The 22,346-nt window shown below is 74.8% G+C and carries 17 protein-coding genes and 1 riboswitch; of the genes, 4 read left to right on the plus strand and 13 right to left on the minus strand.

Translation table 11 applies throughout. The features are described 5' to 3' along the window. Nucleotides 1-19: 19 nt before the first annotated feature. From BUE37_RS11685 to BUE37_RS11700, 4 genes are all read right to left on the minus strand, one after another. The gene (locus BUE37_RS11685; protein WP_083628569.1) at nt 20-991 is read right to left on the minus strand and encodes an AIM24 family protein; all 972 of its coding nucleotides are present in this window, start codon (nt 989-991) and stop codon (nt 20-22) included. 10 nt (nt 992-1,001) lie between these two features. Beyond that, nucleotides 1,002-1,646 (minus strand): AIM24 family protein, encoded by a 645-nt coding sequence (locus BUE37_RS11690; protein ID WP_073420305.1) that lies wholly within the window; start codon nt 1,644-1,646, stop codon nt 1,002-1,004. Nucleotides 1,647-1,649: 3 nt separating this feature from the next. Further along, on the minus strand, nt 1,650-2,267 hold the full coding sequence (locus BUE37_RS11695; protein ID WP_073420306.1) for an AIM24 family protein: 618 nt from the start codon (nt 2,265-2,267) through the stop codon (nt 1,650-1,652). A 142-nt stretch (nt 2,268-2,409) separates the two neighbouring features. Beyond that, a complete protein-coding gene (locus BUE37_RS11700; protein WP_217651216.1) occupies nt 2,410-3,528 on the minus strand; it encodes a DUF475 domain-containing protein in 1,119 nt (372 codons plus the stop codon). A 260-nt stretch (nt 3,529-3,788) separates the two neighbouring features. Between BUE37_RS11700 and BUE37_RS11705 the strand changes: the two genes are divergently transcribed. Then, the gene (locus BUE37_RS11705; RefSeq protein WP_073420308.1) at nt 3,789-5,075 is read left to right on the plus strand and encodes a hypothetical protein; all 1,287 of its coding nucleotides are present in this window, start codon (nt 3,789-3,791) and stop codon (nt 5,073-5,075) included. Here the strand turns inward: BUE37_RS11705 and BUE37_RS11710 are convergent. The 9 genes from BUE37_RS11710 to uvrB all read right to left on the minus strand — a co-directional run bounded on the left by BUE37_RS11710 (nt 5,072) and on the right by uvrB (nt 16,449). Next, a complete protein-coding gene (locus BUE37_RS11710; protein WP_245794542.1) occupies nt 5,072-5,950 on the minus strand; it encodes an alpha/beta hydrolase fold domain-containing protein in 879 nt (292 codons plus the stop codon). The genes BUE37_RS11705 and BUE37_RS11710 overlap by 4 nt on opposite strands. Before the next feature lie 2 nt (nt 5,951-5,952). Further along, nucleotides 5,953-6,771, minus strand: a complete 819-nt coding sequence (locus BUE37_RS11715; protein WP_217651217.1) for an HAD family hydrolase — start codon at nt 6,769-6,771, stop codon at nt 5,953-5,955. Then, the gene (locus BUE37_RS11720; protein ID WP_175562813.1) at nt 6,768-7,895 is read right to left on the minus strand and encodes a cysteine protease StiP family protein; all 1,128 of its coding nucleotides are present in this window, start codon (nt 7,893-7,895) and stop codon (nt 6,768-6,770) included. Before BUE37_RS11720 ends, BUE37_RS11715 begins: the two co-directional genes overlap by 4 nt. Further along, on the minus strand, nt 7,892-9,190 hold the full coding sequence (locus BUE37_RS11725; RefSeq protein ID WP_073420309.1) for a phosphoribosyltransferase domain-containing protein: 1,299 nt from the start codon (nt 9,188-9,190) through the stop codon (nt 7,892-7,894). The genes BUE37_RS11720 and BUE37_RS11725 overlap by 4 nt, the downstream gene beginning before the upstream one ends. Next, nucleotides 9,187-10,389 (minus strand): HpcH/HpaI aldolase/citrate lyase family protein, encoded by a 1,203-nt coding sequence (locus BUE37_RS11730; protein ID WP_073420310.1) that lies wholly within the window; start codon nt 10,387-10,389, stop codon nt 9,187-9,189. The genes BUE37_RS11725 and BUE37_RS11730 overlap by 4 nt, the downstream gene beginning before the upstream one ends. 89 nt (nt 10,390-10,478) lie before the next feature. Next, on the minus strand, nt 10,479-11,876 hold the full coding sequence (locus tag BUE37_RS11735) for a VWA domain-containing protein (RefSeq protein WP_073420311.1): 1,398 nt from the start codon (nt 11,874-11,876) through the stop codon (nt 10,479-10,481). A gap of 162 nt (nt 11,877-12,038) precedes the next feature. Beyond that, nucleotides 12,039-12,635, minus strand: coding sequence for a TerD family protein (locus BUE37_RS11740; RefSeq protein WP_281248082.1), 597 nt, complete (start codon nt 12,633-12,635; stop codon nt 12,039-12,041). A 249-nt stretch (nt 12,636-12,884) separates the two neighbouring features. Continuing rightward, a complete protein-coding gene (locus BUE37_RS11745) occupies nt 12,885-14,006 on the minus strand; it encodes a TerC family protein (protein ID WP_083628571.1) in 1,122 nt (373 codons plus the stop codon). A gap of 325 nt (nt 14,007-14,331) precedes the next feature. Beyond that, nucleotides 14,332-16,449 carry an excinuclease ABC subunit UvrB gene (uvrB, locus tag BUE37_RS11750; protein ID WP_073420313.1) on the minus strand — a complete coding sequence of 706 codons (2,118 nt, stop codon included), beginning with the start codon at nt 16,447-16,449 and terminating at the stop codon, nt 14,332-14,334. Nucleotides 16,450-16,923: 474 nt separating this feature from the next. Between uvrB and glgX the strand changes: the two genes are divergently transcribed. The 3 genes from glgX to BUE37_RS24835 all read left to right on the plus strand — a co-directional run bounded on the left by glgX (nt 16,924) and on the right by BUE37_RS24835 (nt 22,250). Further along, entirely contained in the window at nt 16,924-19,041 is a 2,118-nt protein-coding gene (gene glgX, locus BUE37_RS11755; RefSeq protein WP_073420314.1) for a glycogen debranching protein GlgX, read from the plus strand. After that, on the plus strand, nt 19,038-21,383 hold the full coding sequence (treY, locus tag BUE37_RS11760; protein ID WP_073420315.1) for a malto-oligosyltrehalose synthase: 2,346 nt from the start codon (nt 19,038-19,040) through the stop codon (nt 21,381-21,383). Before glgX ends, treY begins: the two co-directional genes overlap by 4 nt. A 153-nt stretch (nt 21,384-21,536) precedes the next feature. Next, nucleotides 21,537-21,669, plus strand: a riboswitch (cyclic di-AMP (ydaO/yuaA leader). Between the two features lie 5 nt (nt 21,670-21,674). Continuing rightward, nucleotides 21,675-22,250 carry a LysM peptidoglycan-binding domain-containing protein gene (locus tag BUE37_RS24835; protein ID WP_073420316.1) on the plus strand — a complete coding sequence of 192 codons (576 nt, stop codon included), beginning with the start codon at nt 21,675-21,677 and terminating at the stop codon, nt 22,248-22,250. The last annotated feature ends 96 nt before the right edge of the window (nt 22,251-22,346 follow it).

Genomic DNA, 22,346 nt, shown 5'->3' on the forward strand with positions numbered 1-22,346 from the left:
GGACCCGGCCGGGGCGCGCTCAGTGCTGCTGCTGCGCGCGGGCGACCAGCCGCTGGCCCAGGGACCCGGCCTGGGCGTTGGTGAGCAGCTGGGTCTGCGACTCGACCAGTCGCAGCACCGCCGGGTCCTCGCGGGCGATCTCCGAGGACTGCAGCAGGATCGTGCCCTGCCCGGTGAAGTCGTACTGCCGCTCCTCGCCGGAGGCCCGGCCCAGCGCGCCCGAGATCATCCCGCGGATGTTCTGCGTCATCCACTGCGCGTCGTGGTGCACCGACGGCGAGGGGCAGTCGGCCCAGCCGAGCAGCGCATCGGGGTCGGCCCGGAACGGCGGCTCGACGAAGATCACCGGCCCGTTCGACGAGGCGATGAACTTGCCCGTGCCGATGAGGGTGACGAAGCCCGGCACGATCGACTGCTTGAGCTCCAGCTGCTTGGAGAACGCGCAGAGGTTGCTCGCCTTGATCGTCAGGTTGCCGTCGTCGAGGTCGTAGGCGTTGAGGTCGAAGCCGCGGTCGCCGATGAGCAGCTTGCCGTGCCCCTGGGCGACCACCCAGTCCTGGATGTAGACCGGGCTGGAGAACCGGTTGGCCACCCACGCCTGCACCGAGGAGTACTCCGTGACGGCGTCGAACTGGATGTTGCCGTAGTAGGCCAGCATCGCGCCCTTGCTCATGAACCACTCGCCGTTGAGCGCGATGCAGAACACGTAGGGGTTGACGTTGTCGTCGTCGGGCAGCGACTGCGGGTTCAGCGTGGCCGGCACGCCGCTGGGCGCGCCCTGGGGCGGCGGGCCCCCGTACGGCGGCTGCTGCCCGTAGCCGGGCGGCGGCTGGCCGTACCCGGGCGGGGGCTGGCCGTACCCGGGCGGGGGCTGCCCGTAGCCAGGCTGCGGCTGGCCGTAGGGGTTGCCCGGGGGCTGGCCGTAGCCGGGCTGCGGCTGCCCGCCGTAGGGGTTGCCGCCGCCGTAGGGGTTGCCGGGTGGGTAGGTCATCGTCGCCGCCTCAGAACTTCTGCTCGCTGGCCTGCACGTACACGGTGCCGTGGCCGCTGATCCTCAACTGGAACGCCTCGCCGGACCCGCGGCCGACGACGTCGCGGAAGCCCACCTTGGCGGCGAGGTCCACCGACAGCTGGCCGACGTGGCCGACGTAGGCCTGCGGGTCGACGCCGACCTGCTGCCCGTTGAGCTGCAGCGGGAACGCCCCGCCGTGCGAGAGCACCGCGACCGAGCCGCGGCCGTGGACGTTGGTGGTGAACAGGCCCTGGCCGGTCATCGCGCCGCTGATCGCCTGCTTCATCCCGCCGGAGCCGAGGAACTGGACGCTGGTCTGCAGGTTCGCGTCGTGGGCGAGCAGCCGGTCGGCCTCGCAGACCAGGGGCGCGCCGCCGTCGAGCTCGAGGACGGTGACGTGGAGGCCCTTGTAGCCGTAGAGCACCTGGCCGGTGCCCTCGGTGGCCATCATCGCGTTGGACTCCCCCGACATGGCCGCGCCGACCATGCCGCCGATGCCGCGGCCCTGGCCGTGCACCGGCCGGAAGGTGACCTGCCCGGAGTAGCCGAGCATCGCGCCGCGGCGGGCCAGCACCGGCGTCGACGCGCTGACGTGGGCGCGCACGACCTTGCTGTTGACGGTCTCGAAGCTCACGGGTCAGCGCTCCGCGGACTGGACGAGCACCAGGCCGTGGCCGGTGAAGCGGAGGGAGAAGGGCTCGCCGGAGCCCTCGCCCACGAGGGACTTCCAGGAGACGCCGGAGACCAGGTTCATCGACAGCTGGCCGCGGGAGCCGACGTAGGCGTCGGGGTCGACGACGAGCTCGGCGCCGGGGGCGACCTCCAGCGCCATGACCGGGCCCTCGGACACCAGGGCGACCTGGCCGTGGCCGGAGACCGTCGTCGTCGCCAGGCCCTGCCCGCTGGTGACGCCGCGCAGCCCGGAGAACTGGACGTCGAGGCGCAGCTGCTCGGTGTGGGCGAGGATGTGCTCGCTCTCCACGGTGAGCGTGTCGCCGGCCAGGTCGACGACGAGGACGTCCATCGCGTCCAGCGCGAGGTACACCCGGCCGGAGCCGGAGCAGTCCATCAGCGAGATGCTCTCGCCGGCGACGGCGCGCTTGAGCGCCGCCCGCATGCCGCCGCCCCCGCCCATGCCGGAGCTCTTGAAGTCGACGTTGCCCTCGACGGCGACCATCGAGCCGCTGGCGGCCCGGATGCGGTCGCCGTGGAGGTCGGCGTGCAGGACGCGTTTGTGGGCGGTGAGCTGAGCCACGGATGCCTCTCGGGACGGGTGCGGGGACCGGCCGGACCGTATCCGCGAAGTCCCGGCCGGCGGTAGGTCCCCCGCCCCGGCCTCCCCGGACGCACCAGCGGCCCCGGGGCGGGTGCCCCGGGGCCGCTGGAGAGCCGGTGCGTCAGCGCCGGCCGGCGGTCACCTCGTCGCGCTGCTCGGCGGTGCCGGCGGGCACCTCCGCGGCCTCGCGGCGGCTGGCCACGATGCTGCTGATCACCGCGGCGACGATGAACAGCAGGCCGGTCAGGCCGGTGACGTACTCGCTGATGTGGAACCGCAGCTCGAGGATCATGATCACGGCCAGGAAGCCGATGGCCCACATGGCGCCGTGCTCGAGGTAGCGGTACTCGTCGAGGGTGCCCTTGTCGACCATGTAGATGGTCAGCGACCGCACCCAGAAGGCGCCGATGCCCAGGCCCAGCGCGATGATGAAGATGTCGCTGCTGATGGCGAACGCGCCGATGACGCCGTCGAAGGAGAACGACGCGTCGAGCACCTCGAGGTAGAGGAACGCGGCCGCACCGGCGCCGGCCACGGCCTTGGTCGCCGCCCCGGCCGCATTGCCGCCGGAGGTCGTCCCGCCGGTGGCGTCGACGTCCTCGTCCTCGTCGGTCTCCGGGGCCTCCATGAGCTCGTTGAGGCCGCCGATGAGCAGGTAGGTGAACAGGCCGGCGAGACCGGACATGAGGACGGTCGCGTACTTGTCGTCGTCGGCGATCTGGGAACCGACGTAGATGGTGGCCAGCGCGATGACGATGGCGAGGTAGGGCAGCTTGCCGGCCTTGGCCAGCGGGCGCTCCAGCCACGACAGCCAGTGGATCTCCCGGTCCTCGTCGAAGAGGAAGTTCAGGAAGATCATCAGCAGGAAGATGCCGCCGAAGGTGTAGATGGCCTCGGCGGCGTCCTCGACGGCCGAGCCGTAGGCCTCCTGGTCGCTGAGCGCCAGGTCCCAGACCTCGGGGATCGACAGCGAGGCGGTCACCGACACCAGCACGATCGGCAGCAGCAGGCGCATGCCGAACACGGCGATGAAGATGCCGACGTAGAGGAACAGCTTCCGCCACAGCGGGCTCATCCGGCGCAGCACCTTGGCGTTCACCACGGCGTTGTCGAACGAGAGGCAGACCTCGAGGACGCCGAGGACCGCGACGGCCAGCAGGGCCGCCGGCCCGCCGAACACCACCGCGGTGACGAGCGCGGCCACCGTCAGACCGACGGAGAAGCCGAAGTAGCGGAGCATCAGGTTTCCTTTCCGGCGCCTGGTCGACCAGGCGGCGACGACGGGCCCGCGCTCACCGGGCCGGATCGGCCGGGACGCGGGCCCCGGTTACCAACGGGAGGGGCGCGGTTGCGGTTCCCGCCGCCCTCCGGCGGGCGACGGGCGGGACGGGCTCAGCCGACCGGGCGGTCCGGGCCGCCCGTCCGGGGGCGGCCGGTCCCGACGTGGTAGGCAGACCGCGCCGGGGCGCGACCGCCCCGGTCGCGCGGGAGGAGTCGGACGTGGGCGGGCTCGGTGGTGCACCCGCTCCCCGCTGGTGGCGCCGCGACCGCGACGCCGGTCTGCGGGAGGCCGCGGCCGCGCGCGAGGCGGCGGCCGCCGCGATGCTCGACCTCGACGTCGCCCTGGCGGACCTGCCCGACGCGGTCGCCGCGGCCGAGGAGGCCGGCGCGGCCCCGGCACGGGGGACGGGCGGACGACGGGCTCAGCACCGCATCCCCGCTCCCGACTCGTTGGCCCGTGACTGGCGGGATCTCTCGACCCACGCCGACGCGGTCATTGGACACTATCTGCAGGCGCTTTCCAACAACGCCGCCGACGGGCCGGGCGCGTCCGACCCCGCCCGCGCCGCCGCCGACCTGGGCGCCGCCGCCACCGCGCTGCGCGAGGTCCACGCGCAGGTGCTGCGCTTCCGCGAGCAGTACGGCGAGGTGCTCGCCTCCGCCGCCCGCACCCGGGCCGCGGCCGCCGCCGAGGTGACCGCGGCGCGGGAGGCCCGCACCGCGGCCGCCGCCGCGCGGGACGGGCTCGCCGGCACCGGGCTCGCCGACGCGGGCGTCGCGCCCCTGCTCGGGGAGGCCGACGCCGCCCTCGCCACCGCGGCGGCGGCGCTGGCCGAGCGCCGCGCCGCCGACGCCGCCGCGGCCGCGTCCCGGGCCCGCCGGGCCGCCGACGCCGCCGCCGAGCGGCTGCGCGGGCTGGGCGACCGGGCCGACGCGGTGCGCCGGGGCGCGGCGTCGGTGCGCACCCGCCGGGAGGCACTCGGCACCCGGCACGAGCGGCTGGCGCCGGTGATGAGCGAGCTGCGGCGGCGCTACCCGCTGTCGGCGTGGTCCGACGTCGAGCGGGCGCCGCAGCGGGCGGCCGAGGAGCTGGCCGAGGCCGACGCGGCCCTGGCGGCGCTGACCGCGGCGCTGCGCGAGCCCCCGCTCGACGTGCCGGAGGCCGAGGCGCTGCTGGCCCGGGTCCGTGCCGCGGCCGGCCGGGTCGACGACGAGGTGCGCGCCGCGACCGGCCGGCTGTCCCGTCTGGACGCCGTCGCCGCCGACCCCGGGTCACTGCTCGGCGAGGTGCAGCGCGCCGTCGTCGACGCCCGGCGCTTCCTCGGCGGGCTGCCCGAGGAGCGCGCCCGCCGCTTCCGCCGGACCTTCGAGGACCTCGCGCGCCGGCTGCCGGCGCTGGAGTCGGCCGCCCGAGGCGAGCGGCCGGACTGGGGCGCGGTGCTGCGCGAGGCCGAGTCGATCGAGCGGGGCCTGGCCGCGCTGGTGCGCACCGCCCGCGCGGACTAGCCGCCGGAAGGGCCGAGGAGCCGGGCGAGGAGCCAGGCGTCACGCTCCGTGCGGGCGGCGCGGGCCATCGCCGTCGGGTGGCCGGTGAAGCCGTGCGGCTGCTCCGGGTAGACGCGGACGTCGACGTCGACACCCGCGGCGGCCAGCCGCTCGGCCATGGCCAGGTCGTCGTCCAGCAGGACGTCGTGCTCCCCGACGACGAGCAGGACCGGCGGCAGCCCGCGCAGGTCGCCGAAGGCGGGCGAGACGTCGGGCAGGGTGCGGTCGGCGACCGCCCCGGCGTACGCCTCGAGGAACCACTCGCCGGCGATCCGCCGGCCCGCGGGCGTGGTGCCGCTGAGGTCGAAGGTGCCGTACTCGAGCACCGCGCCCGCGAACGCCCCGGCGAGGCCGGCGTCGCGGAGCCGCAGCAGCGTCGTCGTGGCGAGCGTGGCCCCGGCGGAGCTGCCGGCGACCGCCAGCGCGGAGGTGCCGAACCGGGCCGGCGCGTGCTCCAGCAGCCAGCGCGCGGCGGTCTCGCAGTCGTCCGGCGCGGCCGGCCACGGGGACTCGGGCGCGAGCCGGTACCCGGGGACCACGACGGCGACGCCGAGCGACCGCGCCGTCTCCGCGGCCCGCGCCAGCCCGGCCGCCGTCGGCCCGAGGGTGAACCCGCCGCCCGGGACGTCCAGGACCGCGCCGCGCGCCGTGCCGTCCGGCGCGTGGACCCAGAGCGGGACCGCGCCGGCGTGCGCGTCGGGCGGACGCACCGGCGGCAGCTGCGCGCGGACGGCGCGCAGCTCGTCGGCCGAGGCCGGCCCGCGCCGCTCGCCGCGTGCGGCGTAGAGGGCCCGGGTCTCCGGCACCAGTCCGGCCAGGTCCGCCCGGACCGGCACGGTCAGGCCCGCGCGAGCAGCCAGCGGACGATCTCCTCGCCGGCCGCCGCACCCGTGGCGTCGGTGACCGCGACCCGGGCGCCGGTCCAGCCCTGCTCGTGCAGCTCGCCGTGCGCGGGGCGGACGGCGGCGTCGGCGGCCAGCAGCATCGGCGCGTCGAGCAGGCTGTCGCCGGCGCACAGCAGCCGCGGCGCGGGCCCCTCCCCCGCGAGCAGCCGGCGCAGCCGCAGCAGCCCGGCGGCCTTCGACAGCCCCGCGGGGACGACGTAGACCTTGCGGCCCTGGACGCTCAGCGTGGCGCCCGCGGCCGTGGCGGCGTCGGTGGTGGCGGCCAGCCAGTCCTCCGGGATGCCGTCGCGGGAGTGCGCGACGAGGTACCCGAACAGGCCCTCGGCCGCGCGCACGGTGCGCACCCACGGCTCGCCGGCCACCGCCTCCAGGGGTGCGAGCAGCTCGGGCAGCGGCGCGGCCTCCGCGGCGGTGGCGGCCGCCCAGGCGTCCCAGTCCGGGTCGCGGACACCGTCGGCGAGCAGCACTCCGCCGTTGCCGCACAGCGCGTACCGGGGCACGACCGGCAGCCGCACCCGGCCGTACTGGGCCTCGGTGCGGGTGGTCACCGGGACCAGGACGGCGCGGCGGGACAGCTCGGCCAGCAGCTCCCAGGACGCCGGCGTGGCGGAGCTGAGCGGGGCGCCGTCGAGGTGCTCGACCACCTGCAGGCCCTCGGTCGTCCCCGCCGCGGACGCCGAGTAGATGAGCGTGCGGTCGAGGTCGACGGCGGCCACGGTGGTCGGCCCGGTGGCGGGCAGGACGGCGGTCACCGGCCCACCGGCCGGATCAGCCCGACGCACGAGTACGGCAGGTCGGGGACCTCCACCAGCGGCACCCCGCGGGCCCGCGCGAGCGCGGCGACGTGCCGCAGGTCCTCCGCGCGGTCCGGGCGCACCAGCACCTGCCAGGGCACCCGGCGCAGCAGCACGCGCGTGGTCTCCCCCACCCCGGGCTTGACCAGGTTGACGTCGGCGATGCCGAACCCGGCGGCGATCGCCTCGACGGCGGCCCACCCGGCCCAGGTCGGCCGGCGCTCGGCGGGCGGGACGTCGTCGGCGGGCGGGGTCGCGGGGAAGGCGGCGGCGACGGTGTCGACGAACAGCGCGGAGACGTCGGCGCCGGCGAGCTCGGCGTAGTACTTCGCGCCGTGGAACATGCCCGGGCCGATGAGGTCCTCGCGCAGCACCGTGCGGCTGACCAGGCCCGACACCGTGCTGTTGAGGCAGGCGCTCGGGATGAGGAAGTCGTCGCGGGTGCCGTACAGCTCGGTGCAGACGCCGGGGTCGGCGAGGACGGCGAGCCGGTCGTCCAGCGCGGCGTCCTCCGGGTGCGCGGCGGCCCAGGCGGCGACGGCCTCGGTGAGCTGCCGCTGGATCGCGCCCTTGCCGGTCCAGCCGTCGACGAAGCGCACCGCCGCCGCCGGGTGCCGCGCGAGCACGTGCGCCATGGCCACCTGGTCGATGCCGCGGCCCCGGATGATCGAGACGGTGTAGTGCGGCACCTCCACGCCGCGCGAGGCGAGGAACCAGCGGCGCAACAGCACGCCGATCGGCGTCCCGGCGCGGGCGAGGGAGACCAGCACCGGCGTCTGCCCGGACGCGGCCGCGGCGTCCCAGACCAGCTCGCCGACCCGGGCGACGGCGTCGGCCAGGCGCTGCGCGGAGGCCTCCAGCGCGGCGGTGAACAGCGCGAGGTACGCCTCGTCGGGCTGGTACTCGACCGGCAGCATCTCCGAGTAGTGGGTGCCCGACTGGATGGCCTCCTCGCGGTCCTCCGTGCCGCGCTCGAGCGCGACCGAGGACAGGTCGGTGAGCAGCCAGGTCACCTCCTCGGGCGCGTAGGAGCCGAACCGGCCGGGGACGGCGGGCGCGAGGCCCGGCTGCAGCGCGGTCACGGGGCCGGCTCCGACAGCGGCACGGGCACCAGGTGCACGGCGCGGCCGGCGAAAGGGCGCAGCGCCTCGGCCAGCGGGGCGGCGTCGGCGGCCGGGGCGTCGACGACGACCACGACGTCGTCGGCGCGCAGGTCCGACCAGCGCCCGGCCGGGACGGCGGCCGGGTCGGCGAGGTTGTGCACGAGCGAGGTGCGCGACGGCTCGTCGGGCGCGGGGAAGGCGAGGCTGCGGCGCAGGGCGTAGCCGGGGTCGTCGGCGGCGTGCACGGGGCTCCGGGTGGTCGACTGGGTGGTGACGGGGACGCCGGCGAGCCGGCCGGCCAGGGCGGCGGCGAGCACGGTCGGCGCGTACATGAGCTCCTCGGTGCCGAGCACGAGGACGCCGCGGCTGCCGGCGAGCGCCGGGGCGAGCGCGGCGGCGGCCTCCGCCGCGGCCCGCTGCAGCGCGGCGGTGCCGGCGGCCGTCAGGCCGTGCCGGGCGGTGGTCGGCGCGCCGGCCGGCCAGAGCCCGGCGTGCACGCGCACCGCACCGGGCGCCCCGGACGGCGGCGGCGCCGCGGCGGGCAGCGCGGCGCGCGCCGCGGCGGCCCGCGACAGCACGTCGTCCGGCAGGTCGAGCGACGTCCCGAGGACGGCGGCGACGTCGACCCGCACCCCCAGCTCGGCGGCGCGCTCGGCGAACGCGGCCCGGGCGGCCGGCGGGCGGGCGTCGAGCAGCGTGGCGACGACGTAGCGCTCCCGCGGCCAGCGGGCCTGCAGCTCGGCGACCGTGTTGAGCACGGTGCGGCCGCTGGTCAGCTCGTCGTCGACGAGGACGAGGGGGCCGGGGGCGTCCAGCGACACCGCGCCGGCCGGCTGCAGCGCGTGCGCGACGGCGTGCGAGTGCTCCTCCTCGAACGCCGCGGCCACCGGCACGCCCGGGTGCACGCGGCGGGTGGTCGACAGCGCCGGCGCCCCGAGCCGGGCGGCGACGGCGTGCCCGAGGCCCGTGGCGGTCTCGCAGTAGCCGACGACCAACCCGGGCGTCCGCCCGCCGAGCAGGGCGGCCACCTCGTCGCCGAGGGCGTCCGCGGCGGCGATCACGTCGGCCGGCGGGACCGGCACGTGCTTGCCGAGCACCCGGGAGACGACGAGGTGCGCGCGGCGCGGGTTGTCGCGCAGCGCCAGGCCGCACAGCGCGGCGAACCGGCCGGGGTCGGCGGGCCGCACGTCGAGCAGGCGGGAGACGGTGCCGCCGATCCCTGCGGCGACGACGTCCCCGCCGGGTCCTGCGGCATCGCGGAGTGTGGCCGTCACGCGCGCCGCGCCTCCCCCGCCGCGAACACCTCGGCCAGCCGGCGGCTGCTGGCCGCCAGCAGCTCGACCAGCGCGGCCTCGTCGGCGACGACGCCGTAGACCGCGGCGCGGCGGCTGATCAGCTCCGCCCACAGCGCGTGCGGGCCGATCTCGTTCATCCGCCCGTGCTCCGACACCGCGATGCCGCCCCGGCCGCGGGCCGTCAGGATCTCCAGGGCGTCGTCGTACTCGGTGCGGGAGACGGTGAGCAGGGCGTTGACCACCGACACGTGCGCCGGGTGGATGACGGTCTTGCCGAGCACGCCGTTGGCCTTGTCGAGGGCCACCTCGCGCACCAGGCCGTCGAGGTCGCCGTCGATGAGCTGCTGCCGCAGCGGGCCCTCGTCCTGCTGGGTGAAGGGCGACTGGCGCAGCTGCGGCTTGAAGAGGCGCTGCCCGGGGATGTGCTCCCACACCGCGCCGGTGACCACGTGCTCGCCGCCCCGGGTGAACCGGTTGACGACGTCCGCGAGGCAGTCGCGGACGACGGCGACGTCCCAGATGGTGGTGTCGCGGTCGCGGCGCAGGCCGAACAGCCCCGACAGGTCGGTGCCGCCCACCCGCAGGCACAGCACGATCTCGCGGTACGCCTCGACGACCGCGGCGAGCGCGGCCAGCGCCTCGGCGCGGGTCTCCCGCCAGGCGAGGTCGGGCGTCTCGAGGATCGGCATGCCGTACAGCGGCAGGCCGGTGGCGGCGCCCACCTCGGCGATCGCCTCGAGCATCGGGCCGAGGGTGGCGCCGGTCGCCTTGGGCAGGCTGAAGCCGGTGAGCCGGGCCAGCGCCGGACCCGCGGCCAGCGCGATCGAGCGGATCTGCCCGGGAGTGCGGACCCGCACGAAGACCAGCGGCAGCGGCGCCGGGTCGCCCTCGGCGGCCCGGCGGTCGAGGCGCTGGAGGGCGGCGACGACGTTGGCCTCGGCCTCCCCGACCGCGGCGTGCGGGATGGCGTCCTCCAGGCACCAGACGGTGCTGGTGGCGCCGACCGCGGCGGCCCGGACGGCGTCGGCGTCCAGGGCCGGCCGGGTGCCGGGGCTGTAGAGGGTGGCGCCGAGGGCCAGGGCGAGCTGGGCCCGTGGCGTCGCCGGGCCGACGTCCCCGGGTGGGACGGCGAACAGCCGGGCACGCTCGACGTCGGTCAGGTAGGCGAAGTGGCGCACGTCAGATCCCTCTCACCCTCTGCTGGATGCGGGCTGGCCGCCGTCGGAACGGCAGGTGTCGGGCCGGGAACGGTCAGGGACGGTGCGACTCAGGGACGGAGCAGGCCCTGCGCGCGGGCCCGCTGGAGCCAGCCGGGGTACTCCGTCATGAGCCGGTCGAACAGCGCGTCGTCGCTGATCGGCCGGCGGCCCATGAGGTCGTCCTGGTCGACGGCGAAGAAGTCGGCGTTGTCGGTGTAGCGGCCGTCGAGGTCGTCGAGCCGCTGCAGGTAGGAGAACTGCCGCTCCGGGCCGATGCCCATGAACTGCCAGAACACCGGCTCGTAGGACGCCGCCTTGATCTGCCGGGTGGCCACCGACTTGTCGCTCGGGGCGCCGTCGGTGAGGAACATGACGTAGACGGGCACCTGCGCGGGCTGCGGCTCGACCCGCTCGCGGCTGTCGCCGAAGTAGGCCTGCCGGACGGCGGCCATCGCGGCGCCGTAGCGGGTGTCGTACTCCAGCGGGTACTGCCGGGTGAGGTCGGCGATGTACTGCTGGTGGCCCTCCAGGCGCAGGCCGGGCTCGGGCCGGTGCACGTCCTTGCCGAACAGGAAGACGTCGACGACGCCGTCGTCGTCGAACCGCAGGCCGAGCGCGAGCACCCGCTCGGCGAGCCGCTGGACGGCGCCGGCGCGGTAGAGCGCGGCCATGGAGCCGGAGATGTCGAGCACCAGCGCGACCCGGGCGGTGTGCTCGCCGAGGCCCCGCTTCTCCAGGCTGACCCCGGCGGTCTTGACCAGGCTGAGCATCTGCGGCGCGGAGGTCGCGAGCTTCTTCTCGAGGTCGACCAGCCGGCGCTTCTCCATGCTGACCGGCGGCGCGGCCGGTGCGGCGGGCGCCGGCGGCGGGGCGGCAGCTTGCGCGGCAGGCGCCGCGGCTGCCGCGGCGGGTGCGGCGGCGGGCTCGTCGTCGACGCTGACGCCGACGTCGGTGGCCAGGCCGGCCAGGCCGTTGGTGTAGCCCTGCCCGACGGCGCGGACCTTCCACTCGGCGCCGCGGCGGTACACCTCGGCGAACACGAGCGCGGTCTCGGGCCCGGCGGCGAGCTTGCAGCGCACCGCGGCCGGACCGCCGCCCTCGGCGCCCACCTCGACGGCGAGCCCGGAGAGCCCGCCGAAGGTGCCGGCGCCGTCGAGCGAGGCGCCGATGACGACCTTCTCGACGTCGGCCGGGAGCGCCGCGGGGTCGATGCGCACCTGGTCGACGGTGGCGCCGCCGCGGGCGGACTTGCCGAGGTGGCGCACCGCGCCGCCGGCCCCCGCGGGCTGGTTGTAGAAGACGAAGTCGTCGTCGCTGCGGACCCGGCCGGCGCCGGTGGTGAGGAACGCCGAGAGGTCGGCGTCGACCCCGGGCGCGGGCTTCCAGGTCAGGGTGACGACGACGGGGCCGGTCAGGCCGGCCTGGGCGAGGCCGACGTTGCCGCCCCGGGTGAGGACGTGGACCACCGGGCGGCTCAGGCGGGGTGCGCCGGGCGGCGGCGGGCGGGTGCGGACACGGCGGGTCCTCCGGGTCTCGGGGGGCTCGGGGTGCGGCGGGCGGGGTCCCCGCCGGCCGGGGCGCCGGACCCGGACGCGGTGGCGTCCGGGCCCGGCGGGGGGTGCGGCAGGTCAGCCGACGTTGACGCCGAAGTCCTGGGCGATGCCGCGCAGGCCGGAGGCGTAGCCCTGGCCGACGGCGCGGAACTTCCAGTCGGCGCCGTTGCGGTACAGCTCACCGAAGACCATGGCGGTCTCGACCGAGGCGTCCTCGGTGAGGTCGTAGCGGGCGATCTCGGAGCCGTTCGCCTGGTTCACGACGCGGATGAACGCGTTGCGGACCGCGCCGAAGTTCTGCTTGCGGTTGTCGGCGTCGTAGATCGACACCGGGAAGACGATCTTGTCGACGGTCGGCGGGACACCGGCCAGGTTGACCTGGATGACCTCGTCGTCGCCCTCGCCCTGGCCGGTGAGGTTGTCACCGACGTGGACGACGGAGCCGTCGGCGCTGCGCAGGTTGTTGAAGAAGATGAAGCCCGAGTCGTCCGGGGTGACCCGTCCGCCGGCGTCGAGCATGATCGCCGACGCGTCCAGGTCGAAGTCGCCGCCGGAGAACGTGTTGACGTCCCAGCCGAGGCCGACGTTCACGGCGGTCAGACCCGGCGCCTCCTTGGTCAGCGAGACGTTCCCGCCCTTGGAGAGGCTGACACCCATCTGTTGAGCTCCCATGACTGTCGTCGAGCGCCGCGGCGGTCGCCGCTGCGCAGCGCACCGGCGGGCCGGTGCGACCGGGGGACGCGGGCGCGGGCGCCCGGCGCCGTCCCCCGGCACCGCCGCACCGGGTGCCGGTCGGGCACCCGGCGGAGCGGACGTGTCTCGGATACTGCCGCACGGCCACCCGGGTGAACAGGTGCCGCGACCCGGGTGCCGGGCGGGGCCGGGCGGGAGCCGCCCGAGCGCCCGCCCGGCCCGGCCGGGTCAGGAGGAGCGGTGCCCGCCGCGCTCGTCGGTACGCACCGCAGGCGAGACGTCGCCGTCGGTGCGGACGGTCGGGGTCCCGGTCTCCCCGGCGACGGCGGCCGCATCGTGACCCGCGCTGGGCTCCGGGGCGCCCACCGCGGCGGCCTCGCGGGCGTCGCGGCGGCTGCGCGCCAGGCTCGCCACCGTGGTGACGGCCAGCGTGACGACGATGACCAGGAGCGACAGCCAGGTCGGGATCTCCGGGATGGCGGTGACGTGCTCGCCGCCGTTGATGAAGGGCAGCTCGTTCTCGTGCAGCGCGTGGATGAGCAGCTTGATCCCGATGAAGCCGAGGATGACCGCCAGGCCGTAGTGCAGGTAGACGAGGCGGTCGAGCAGGCCGTCGATGAGGAAGAACAGCTGGCGCAGACCGAGCAGCGAGAAGGCGTTGGCGGCGAAGACCAAGAAGGTCTCCTCGGTCAGGCCGAAGATCGCCGGGATCGAGTCGACGGCGAAGAGGATGTCGGCGCTGCCGATGGCGACCAGGGCGATGGCCAGCGGGGTGATGAAGCGCTTGCCGTCGAGCTTCGTGGTCATCCGGTCGCCGTGGTAGTCCGACGTCGTCGGGACGACCCGGCGGACCAGGCGCAGGAAGCCGTTCTCCTTGAACTCCTCGTCGTCGTCGCCGCCGGCACGCGCCTGCGCGACCGCGGTGTAGATGAGGAAGGCACCGAAGAGGTAGAAGACCCAGCTGAAGTTCTCGATCGCCGCGGCGCCGAGGAAGATGAAGACCGTCCGCAGGATCAGCGCGAACGCGATGCCGAACAGCAGCACCTTCTGCTGCAGCTCCCGGGGCACCGCGAAGCTGGCCATGATCAGGACGAAGACGAAGAGGTTGTCGACCGACAGGCTCTTCTCGGTGATGTAGCCGGCGAAGTACTCACCGCCGTACTGGCCGCCGGCGAAGATCCACACCCCGATGCCGAACACGACGGCGATGGCGACGTAGGCCGCCGACCAGGTGGCCGCCTCCCGCAGCGAGGGCGCGTGCGGGGTGCGCACGTGCCCGACGAAGTCGAACGCGATCATCGCGATGATCGCGCCGACGGTGATCGCCCACACCCAGAAGGGGACGTCCATACGGTGGTACCTCCGGTCCACTGGCAGTTGTCAGCACCGGAGGTCTCTCCCACCGACCGCATCGCGGTCGGCCGGTGGCGCCGGGGTCCTGCGGCCCGTGCTGACGACGCCACCGCGGCGGGATACTCCCCTCCACGCAGGACCCGGTCCGCGAGGCGCAGGAACGTCGCACGGGTGGGTCCAGGACGCTCAACGGGCGGCGGGGCGCGGCGGGTTCCCGACCCGGGCAGACGGTTGCGTCCGTCTCACCCGGAGGTGTCCGCGGGCCGCCGGGCCCGGCGCACGGTCCGCGGGGCCGGCGCACCGGCCGGCCCCGCGGGCCCGGTCAGGCGTGCGCGGCGTCGAGCTGGCGCAGCTCCTTCTTGAGCTCGGTCAGCTCGTCGCGCAGCCGGGCGGCCACCTCGAACTGCAGCTCGCGGGCGGCGGCCAGCATCTGGTCGTTCATCTGGCTGATCAGGTCGGCGAGCTCCGCGCGCGGCAGGCCCTGGACGTCGATCGCCCCGGCCTTGCCCTTCGCCTTCGTCTTCGACGACAGCCCCGGCACCGGCGCCTTGCCGCGCGACTGCTGCCGGCCCGATCCGCCGACGAGCTCCGCGCCGCCGTCCTCCGCCTCGCGGTAGATCCCGTCGAGGAGGTCGACGATCTTCTTGCGCAGCGGCTGCGGGTCGATGCCCCGCTCGCGGTTGTAGGCGATCTGCTTCTCGCGGCGCCGGCTGGTCTCCTCGATCGCCGTGGCCATCGAGGGCGTGATCGTGTCGGCGTACATGTGCACCTGGCCGGACACGTTGCGGGCGGCGCGGCCGATCGTCTGGATCAGCGACGTGCCCGACCGCAGGAAGCCCTCCTTGTCGGCGTCGAGGATGGCCACCAGCGACACCTCGGGCAGGTCGAGGCCCTCGCGCAGCAGGTTGATGCCGACCAGCACGTCGTACTCGCCCTGCCGGAGCTCCCGCAGCAGCTCGACCCGGCGCAGCGTGTCGACCTCGGAGTGCAGGTACCGGACCTTGATGCCGAGCTCGAGCAGGTAGTCGGTGAGGTCCTCGGCCATCTTCTTGGTCAGGGTGGTGACCAGGACCCGCTCGTCCTTCTCGGTGCGCTCGCGGATCTCGCCCACCAGGTCGTCGATCTGGCCCTTGGTCGGCTTGACGACGACCTCCGGGTCGACCAGGCCGGTCGGGCGGATGACCTGCTCGACGACGTCGCCCTGCACGCGGCCCAGCTCGTAGGGGCCGGGGGTGGCCGACAGGTAGACGGTCTGGCCGATCCGGTCGGTGAACTCCTCCCACTTCAGCGGGCGGTTGTCCATCGCCGAGGGCAGCCGGAAGCCGTGCTCGACGAGCGTCCGCTTGCGGCTCATGTCGCCCTCGTACATGCCGCCGATCTGCGGGACGGTCACGTGCGACTCGTCGATGACCAGCAGGAAGTCGTCGGGGAAGTAGTCGATGAGACAGGCGCCCGCGGAGCCCGGCGCGCGGCCGTCGATGTGCCGGCTGTAGTTCTCGATGCCCGAGCAGAAGCCGACCTGGCGGATCATCTCGATGTCGTAGGTGGTGCGCATGCGCAGCCGCTGCGCCTCCAGCAGCTTGCCCTGCTTCTCGAGCTCCGCCAGCCGCCCCTCGAGCTCTGCCTCGATGGTGCCGATCGCCCGCTCCATCCGCTCGGGACCGGCGACGTAGTGGCTGGCGGGGAAGACGAACAGCTCCTGGACCTCGCGGACGACCTCGCCGGTGAGCGGGTGCAGGTAGTACAGCCGCTCCACCTCGTCGCCGAACATCTCGATCCGGACGGCGAGCTCCTCGTAAACCGGGAAGACCTCGATCGTGTCGCCGCGCACCCGGAACGTGCCGCGGGTGAACGACAGGTCGTTGCGGGTGTACTGCTCGGTGACCAGGGTGCGCAGCAGCTCGTCGCGGTCGCGCTCCTCCCCCACCGAGATCTTCAGCGCCCGCTCGACGTACTCCGACGGCGTGCCCAGGCCGTAGATGCAGGAGACGGTGGAGACCACGACGACGTCGCGCCGGGTGAGCAGGCTGTTGGTGGCCGAGTGCCGCAGCCGCTCGACCTCCTCGTTGATCGAGGAGTCCTTCTCGATGTAGGTGTCGGTCTGCGGGACGTAGGCCTCGGGCTGGTAGTAGTCGTAGTACGAGACGAAGTACTCGACGGCGTTGTCCGGCAGCAGCTCGCGGAACTCGTTGGCCAGCTGGGCGGCGAGGGTCTTGTTCGGCGCCATCACCAGCGTGGGCCGCTGCACCTGCTCGATGAGCCAGGCGGTGGTGGCCGACTTCCCGGTGCCGGTGGCGCCCAGCAGCACCGAGTCCTGCGTGCCGGCGTTCACCCGCTCGGCGAGGGCCTTGATGGCGGCCGGCTGGTCACCCGAGGGCTGGAACTCGCTGACGACGCGGAAACGCCCCTGGGTGGGCCGGATGTCGGTGGTCGCGCGCACGGGGACGACGGTACGACCGGCGTGCGACAGAAACCGCTGGGACGGGACGTGCGACTGCGCCGGGCGGGACGGACGGGACCGTGCCGGGAGGCCGGGAGGGGCCTCGGTGCTCGTCCCGGCGCGCCGTCCCCGCTAGCGTGTCGCCTCGCAGGAGCGCGCAGGGACCAGTGCCACCCGGACAGGGCGAGGTCGGACCCGGCGCCGCTCCCCGGCCGCCGGACAGGCGCCGCCGGACCTGCGCACGACGCCCCCCGCGGCCCCGCCGTGGGGGGCGTCGTCGTCGCGGCGCCGGGACCACCGGGACCGCCGGGACGGGCGGGACGTGACCTGCACCGCGGCAGGTGTGGGCCGGGCCGGATCGGGCAAGGGACGGGCGGGCAGCCCGTGCCCAGACCCCCTGCCGACGGCCGTGGCGGGGGGCCACCGCGTCCCGGACCCCCGCCCGGGGCGCCCCCTGCAGGAGGAACGACGTCCATGACCCAGCCCCGGACCCAGGTGTGGCCCGGTTCCGCCTACCCCCTCGGCGCCACCTACGACGGCACCGGGACGAACTTCGCCATCTTCAGCGAGGTCGCGGAGAAGGTGGAGCTCTGCCTCTTCGACGAGGCGGGCAACGAGGAGCGGATCCGGCTCCCCGAGATGGACGGCTACGTGTGGCACGCCTTCCTCCCCGGCATCCAGCCCGGGCAGCGCTACGGCTTCCGCGTGCACGGCCCCTACGACCCGGAGAACGGGCAGCGCTGCAACCCCAACAAGCTGCTGCTCGACCCCTACGCCAAGGCCATCGACGGCAACATCGACTGGGACGAGGCCTGCTTCGGCTACCGCTTCGGGTCCGGCGAGCGCAACGACGACGACTCCGCGCCGCACATGCCGAAGTCCGTCGTCGTCAACCCGTACTTCGACTGGGGCGTGGACCGCCCGCCGCGGACGCCCTACAACAAGACGGTCATCTACGAGGCCCATGTCAAGGGCCTGACGATGACCCACCCGCGCATCCCCGAGGAGCTGCGGGGCACCTACGCCGGCATCGCGCACCCGGCGGTCATCGAGCACCTGCAGTCCCTGGGCATCACCGCGATCGAGCTCATGCCCGTGCACCAGTTCGTGCAGGACGACACGCTGCTGCAGAAGGGCCTGCGCAACTACTGGGGCTACAACACGATCGGCTTCTTCGCGCCGCACAACGAGTACGCGCAGCAGACCGACGGCCAGCAGGTCCAGGAGTTCAAGGGCATGGTCCGGACGCTGCACGAGGCCGGCATCGAGGTCATCCTCGACGTCGTCTACAACCACACCGCCGAGGGCAACCACATGGGCCCGACGCTGTCGTTCAAGGGCATCGACAACCGGACGTACTACCGGCTGGTCGAGGGCGACGAGCAGTACTACATGGACACGACGGGCACCGGGAACTCGCTCAACGTCCGCACCCCGCAGGCGCTGCAGCTGATCATGGACTCGCTGCGCTACTGGGTGACCGAGATGCACGTCGACGGCTTCCGCTTCGACCTCGCCTCCACCCTGGCCCGCCAGTTCCACGAGGTGGACCGGCTGTCGGCCTTCTTCGACCTGGTCCACCAGGACCCGATCGTCAGCCAGGTCAAGCTCATCGCCGAGCCGTGGGACATCGGCGACGGCGGCTACCAGGTCGGCAACTTCCCGGCGCTGTGGACCGAGTGGAACGGCAAGTACCGCGACACCGTCCGCGACTTCTGGCGGGGCGAGGACGCCACCATCGGCGAGTTCGCCAGCCGGATCTCCGGGTCGGCCGACCTCTACAAGCACTCCGGCCGCCGGCCGGTGGCGAGCATCAACTTCGTCACCGCGCACGACGGCTTCACGCTCAACGACCTCGTCTCCTACAACGAGAAGCACAACGAGGCCAACGGCGAGGACAACAACGACGGCGAGAGCCACAACCGCAGCTGGAACTGCGGCGTCGAGGGCGAGACCGACGACGCCGAGGTGCTGGAGCTGCGGGCGCGCCAGCGGCGCAACTTCCTCGTGTCGCTGATGCTCAGCCAGGGCGTGCCCATGCTGCTGCACGGCGACGAGCTCGGCCGCACGCAGGGCGGCAACAACAACGGCTACTGCCAGGACTCCGAGCTGACCTGGATCGACTGGGACTCGGTCGACGAGGGGCTGCTGGAGTTCACCAAGCTGGTCACCCGGCTGCGCACCGAGCACCCGACCTTCCGCCGCCGCCGGTTCTTCCACGGCCGCCCGGTGCGCCGCGAGGAGGGCGACCCGGTGCAGGACGTCGCCTGGTTCACCCCGGCCGGTGAGCTCATGAGCGACGAGGACTGGGACGCCGGGTTCGCCAAGTCGCTGGCCATGTACCTCAACGGCCACGGCATCCGGGAGACCGACGAGCGCGGCGAGGACGTCGTCGACGACTGCTTCTACCTGGCCTTCAACGCCCACCACGAGCCGATCGAGTTCACCGTGCCGCCGGGCGAGTACGCCGAGGGCTGGACGATCGTCGTCGACACCGCCGAGATGGGTGCCGTCGAGCCGGTGCAGGTCAAGGCCGGCGACACCGTCCGGGTCGAGGCGCGCGCCACCGTCGTCCTGCAGGCCGCCCCGTGACCGAGGCGACCGACGGCGACGCCGCTCGCCGGAGGGCCGTCCCGACGGCGACCTACCGGCTGCAGGTGACCGCCGACTTCACCCTCGACGACGCCGCGGCCGTGGCCGGCTACCTGGCCGACCTCGGCGTCAGCCACGCGTACTCCTCCCCGCTGCTGCGCTCGGCGGCGGGGAGCACGCACGGCTACGACACCGTCGACCACGCGCACGTCGACGAGCCACGGGGCGGGCAGGAGGGCTTCGACCGGCTCGTCGCCGCGCTGCACGGGTCCGGCCTGGGCCTGGTGCTCGACCTCGTGCCCAACCACATGGGCGTGGCCGACCCGGCCGAGGCGCCCTGGTGGTGGGACGTGCTGCAGCACGGCCGCGACAGCGCGCACGCGTCGGCGTTCGACGTCGACTGGGACTCCGGCGGCGGGCGCGTGCGCATCCCGGTGCTCGGCTCGGCCGACGACGTCGAGAAGCTGGAGGTGGTCGACGGCGAGCTGCGCTACTACGACAACCGCTTCCCCCTCGCCCCCGGCACCGGCGACGGCACCCCGCAGGAGGTGCACGACCGGCAGCACTACGAGCTGGTCGACTGGCGGCGCGCGGACGCCGACCTCAACTACCGGCGGTTCTTCGCCATCAACACCCTGGCCGGGCTGCGGGTGGAGGACCCGGAGGTCTTCCGCGCCACCCACGAGCTGGTGCTGCGGATGGTCGAGGACGGCGCCGTCGACGGACTGCGGATCGACCACCCCGACGGCCTCGCCGACCCGAAGGGCTACCTCGACCGGCTGGCCGAGGCCTCGGGCGGGCGCTGGACCGTGGTCGAGAAGATCCTCGAGCCCGGCGAGGACCTGCCGGAGAGCTGGCGCACCGCCGGGACCACCGGCTACGACGCGCTCGCCGAGGTCGGCGACGTGCTCGTCGACCCGGCCGGCGAGGCGGGCCTGACCGCGCTCGACACCGAGCTGGCCGGCCGGGAGGTCGACTACGCGCAGCTGGTGCACGACTGCAAGCGCGAGGTGACCGACGGGATCCTCGGCTCCGAGGTCGCCCGGCTGGTGCGGGTGATCGGCGAGCTGCCGGGCGTCGACGCCGCGACGCAGACGGAGGCCCTGGCCGAGCTGCTGGCCACCTTCTCCGTCTACCGCAGCTACCTGCCCGACGGGCGCGAGCACCTCGACGCCGCGGTGGCCGCCGTGCGCGACCGCCGGCCCGACCTGGTGGCGGCGGTCGACGCGCTGCACCCGGTGCTGGCGCAGGCCGGCACCGAGGCGGCCACCCGCTTCGAGCAGACCAGCGGCCCGGTGATGGCCAAGGGCGTCGAGGACAGCGCCTACTACCGGTGGGCGCGGTTCGTGGTGCTCAACGAGGTCGGCGGCGACCCGGCCCGCTTCGGCGCCACCACCGACGAGTGGCACGAGGCGCAGGCCCGGCGGCTCGCGCGCAAGCCCGAGTCGATGACCACCCTCACCACGCACGACACCAAGCGCAGCGAGGACACCCGGGCCCGCCTGGCCGTCCTCGCCGAGGTCACCCCCGAGTGGGCCGACCTGGTGCGCGGCTGGCTGTCGCGCCACCCGCTGCCCGACCGGCCGCTGGCGCACCTGGTGTGGCAGAACCTGGTGGGCGCCTGGCCGCTCTCCCGCGAGCGGGCGCACGCCTACGCGGAGAAGGCGGCCCGGGAGGCCGGGCTGTCGACGACGTGGACCGACGTCGACGAGGAGTTCGAGGCCGCGCTGCACGCGATGGTCGACGCCGCCTTCGACGACGCGACGACCCACAGCGAGATCGAGGCGTTCGTCGCGCGGATCGCGCCGGCCGGGCGGTCGAACGGGCTGGCGCAGAAGCTGCTGCAGCTGACGATGCCCGGCGTCCCCGACGTCTACCAGGGCACCGAGCTGTGGGACCACTCGCTGGTCGATCCGGACAACCGCCGGCCGGTCGACTACGGCGCGCGGCGCGCGCTGCTGGCCCGGCTCGACGGCGGGGAGGTGCCGGAGGTCGACGACACCGGCGCGGCGAAGCTGCTCGTCACCTCGCGGGCGCTGCGCCTGCGCCGGGACCGCCCGGAGCTGTTCACCGGCTACACGCCGGTGCGGGCGACCGGCAGCGCGGCCGGCCACGTCGTCGCCTTCGACCGCGGGTCCGCAGAGCAGGGTGGCGCGGTTCCCGTGGCGACGCGGCTGCCCGTGGCGCTGGCGGCGTCGGGCTGGGGCGACACCGCGCTGGCGCTGCCCACCGGCGCCTGGCGGGACGTCCTGACCGGCACCCGGGTGGTCTCCGACGCCGGCGGGACGCCGGTGGGCGAGCTGCTCGCCCGGCTGCCGGTGGCGCTGCTCGTCCGCGACTGACGGGCGGCTGCGGCTGGGGCGCGTGAGGCGTCGCGTGACCTGACCGTTACCGTGGCCCGGCGCTCTCCCACACCGGGAGGGCGCCGGAGCCGGCCCGCCGAACCCCGTCCACCGGCCTCCGCACCTCTGCACAGCCAGGACGGGGGTGGGGGACCCATCTCGGCGCCTGCGCCGTGGTCACGGGGGGACCGGACCAGCGCCTGGGGGTGAAGCCGCACGTCCGTGCGGCCGGGGCACCGATCGCTCCGAACCCGACAGCTCACCTCGCAGGCGGCGGATCGGAGTACCCCCATGCGCACGTCCACGTCCCTGCTCCGCCGTGCCCTCGTGACGACCGGCGTCGCGGCCGCCGCCATCGGCGTCGTCGCCGGCCCCGCCTCGGCCGCCGCCCCCAACGACTGGGACGCCGTCGCCGCGTGCGAGTCCAGCGGCAACTGGTCGATCAACACCGGCAACGGCTACTACGGCGGGCTGCAGTTCAGCCAGAGCACCTGGGAGGCCTTCGGCGGCCTGTCCTACGCGCCGCGCGCCGACTTGGCCACCAAGGAGCAGCAGATCGCCGTCGCCGAGCGCACGCTCGACGTCCAGGGCCCGGGCGCCTGGCCCACCTGCGGCAAGGCCCTGGACCCGTCGGCGCCCGAGGCGGGGTCCCCCGCCGCGGCACCGGCCCCGGCCCCCGCGGCGGCCCCCGCCGCCGCGCCCGCCGCCTCCGGCGACACGCACACCGTCGTCCGCGGCGAGACCCTCGCCAAGATCGCCCGAGCCGAGGGCGTCGACGGCGGCTGGCGGGCCCTGTGGGCCGCCAACCGCGCCGAGGTGCCGAACCCGAACCGCATCTCGGTCGGCCAGGTGCTGCAGCTGCCGTGACCCGCGTGCGGCGGCCGGGGCTCCCCCCGGCCGCCGCACCGGTGGTTGGCGGGCCGCAGCGCGGGCAAGACGGTCCGGTCACCCCGCACCACCTCT

Source organism: Geodermatophilus nigrescens (assembly GCF_900129495.1).
GTDB lineage: Bacteria > Actinomycetota > Actinomycetes > Mycobacteriales > Geodermatophilaceae > Geodermatophilus > Geodermatophilus nigrescens.

Coding starts and splice junctions, on each gene's coding strand:
- BUE37_RS24835 (WP_073420316.1), top strand. CDS start 21,675: ATGCGCACGTCCACGTCCCTGCTCCGCCGTGCCCTCGTGACGACCGGC.
- BUE37_RS11685 (WP_083628569.1), bottom strand. CDS start 991: ATGACCTACCCACCCGGCAACCCCTACGGCGGCGGCAACCCCTACGGC.
- BUE37_RS11740 (WP_281248082.1), bottom strand. CDS start 12,635: ATGGGAGCTCAACAGATGGGTGTCAGCCTCTCCAAGGGCGGGAACGTC.
- BUE37_RS11745 (WP_083628571.1), bottom strand. CDS start 14,006: ATGGACGTCCCCTTCTGGGTGTGGGCGATCACCGTCGGCGCGATCATC.
- glgX (WP_073420314.1), top strand. CDS start 16,924: ATGACCCAGCCCCGGACCCAGGTGTGGCCCGGTTCCGCCTACCCCCTC.
- BUE37_RS11700 (WP_217651216.1), bottom strand. CDS start 3,528: ATGCTCCGCTACTTCGGCTTCTCCGTCGGTCTGACGGTGGCCGCGCTC.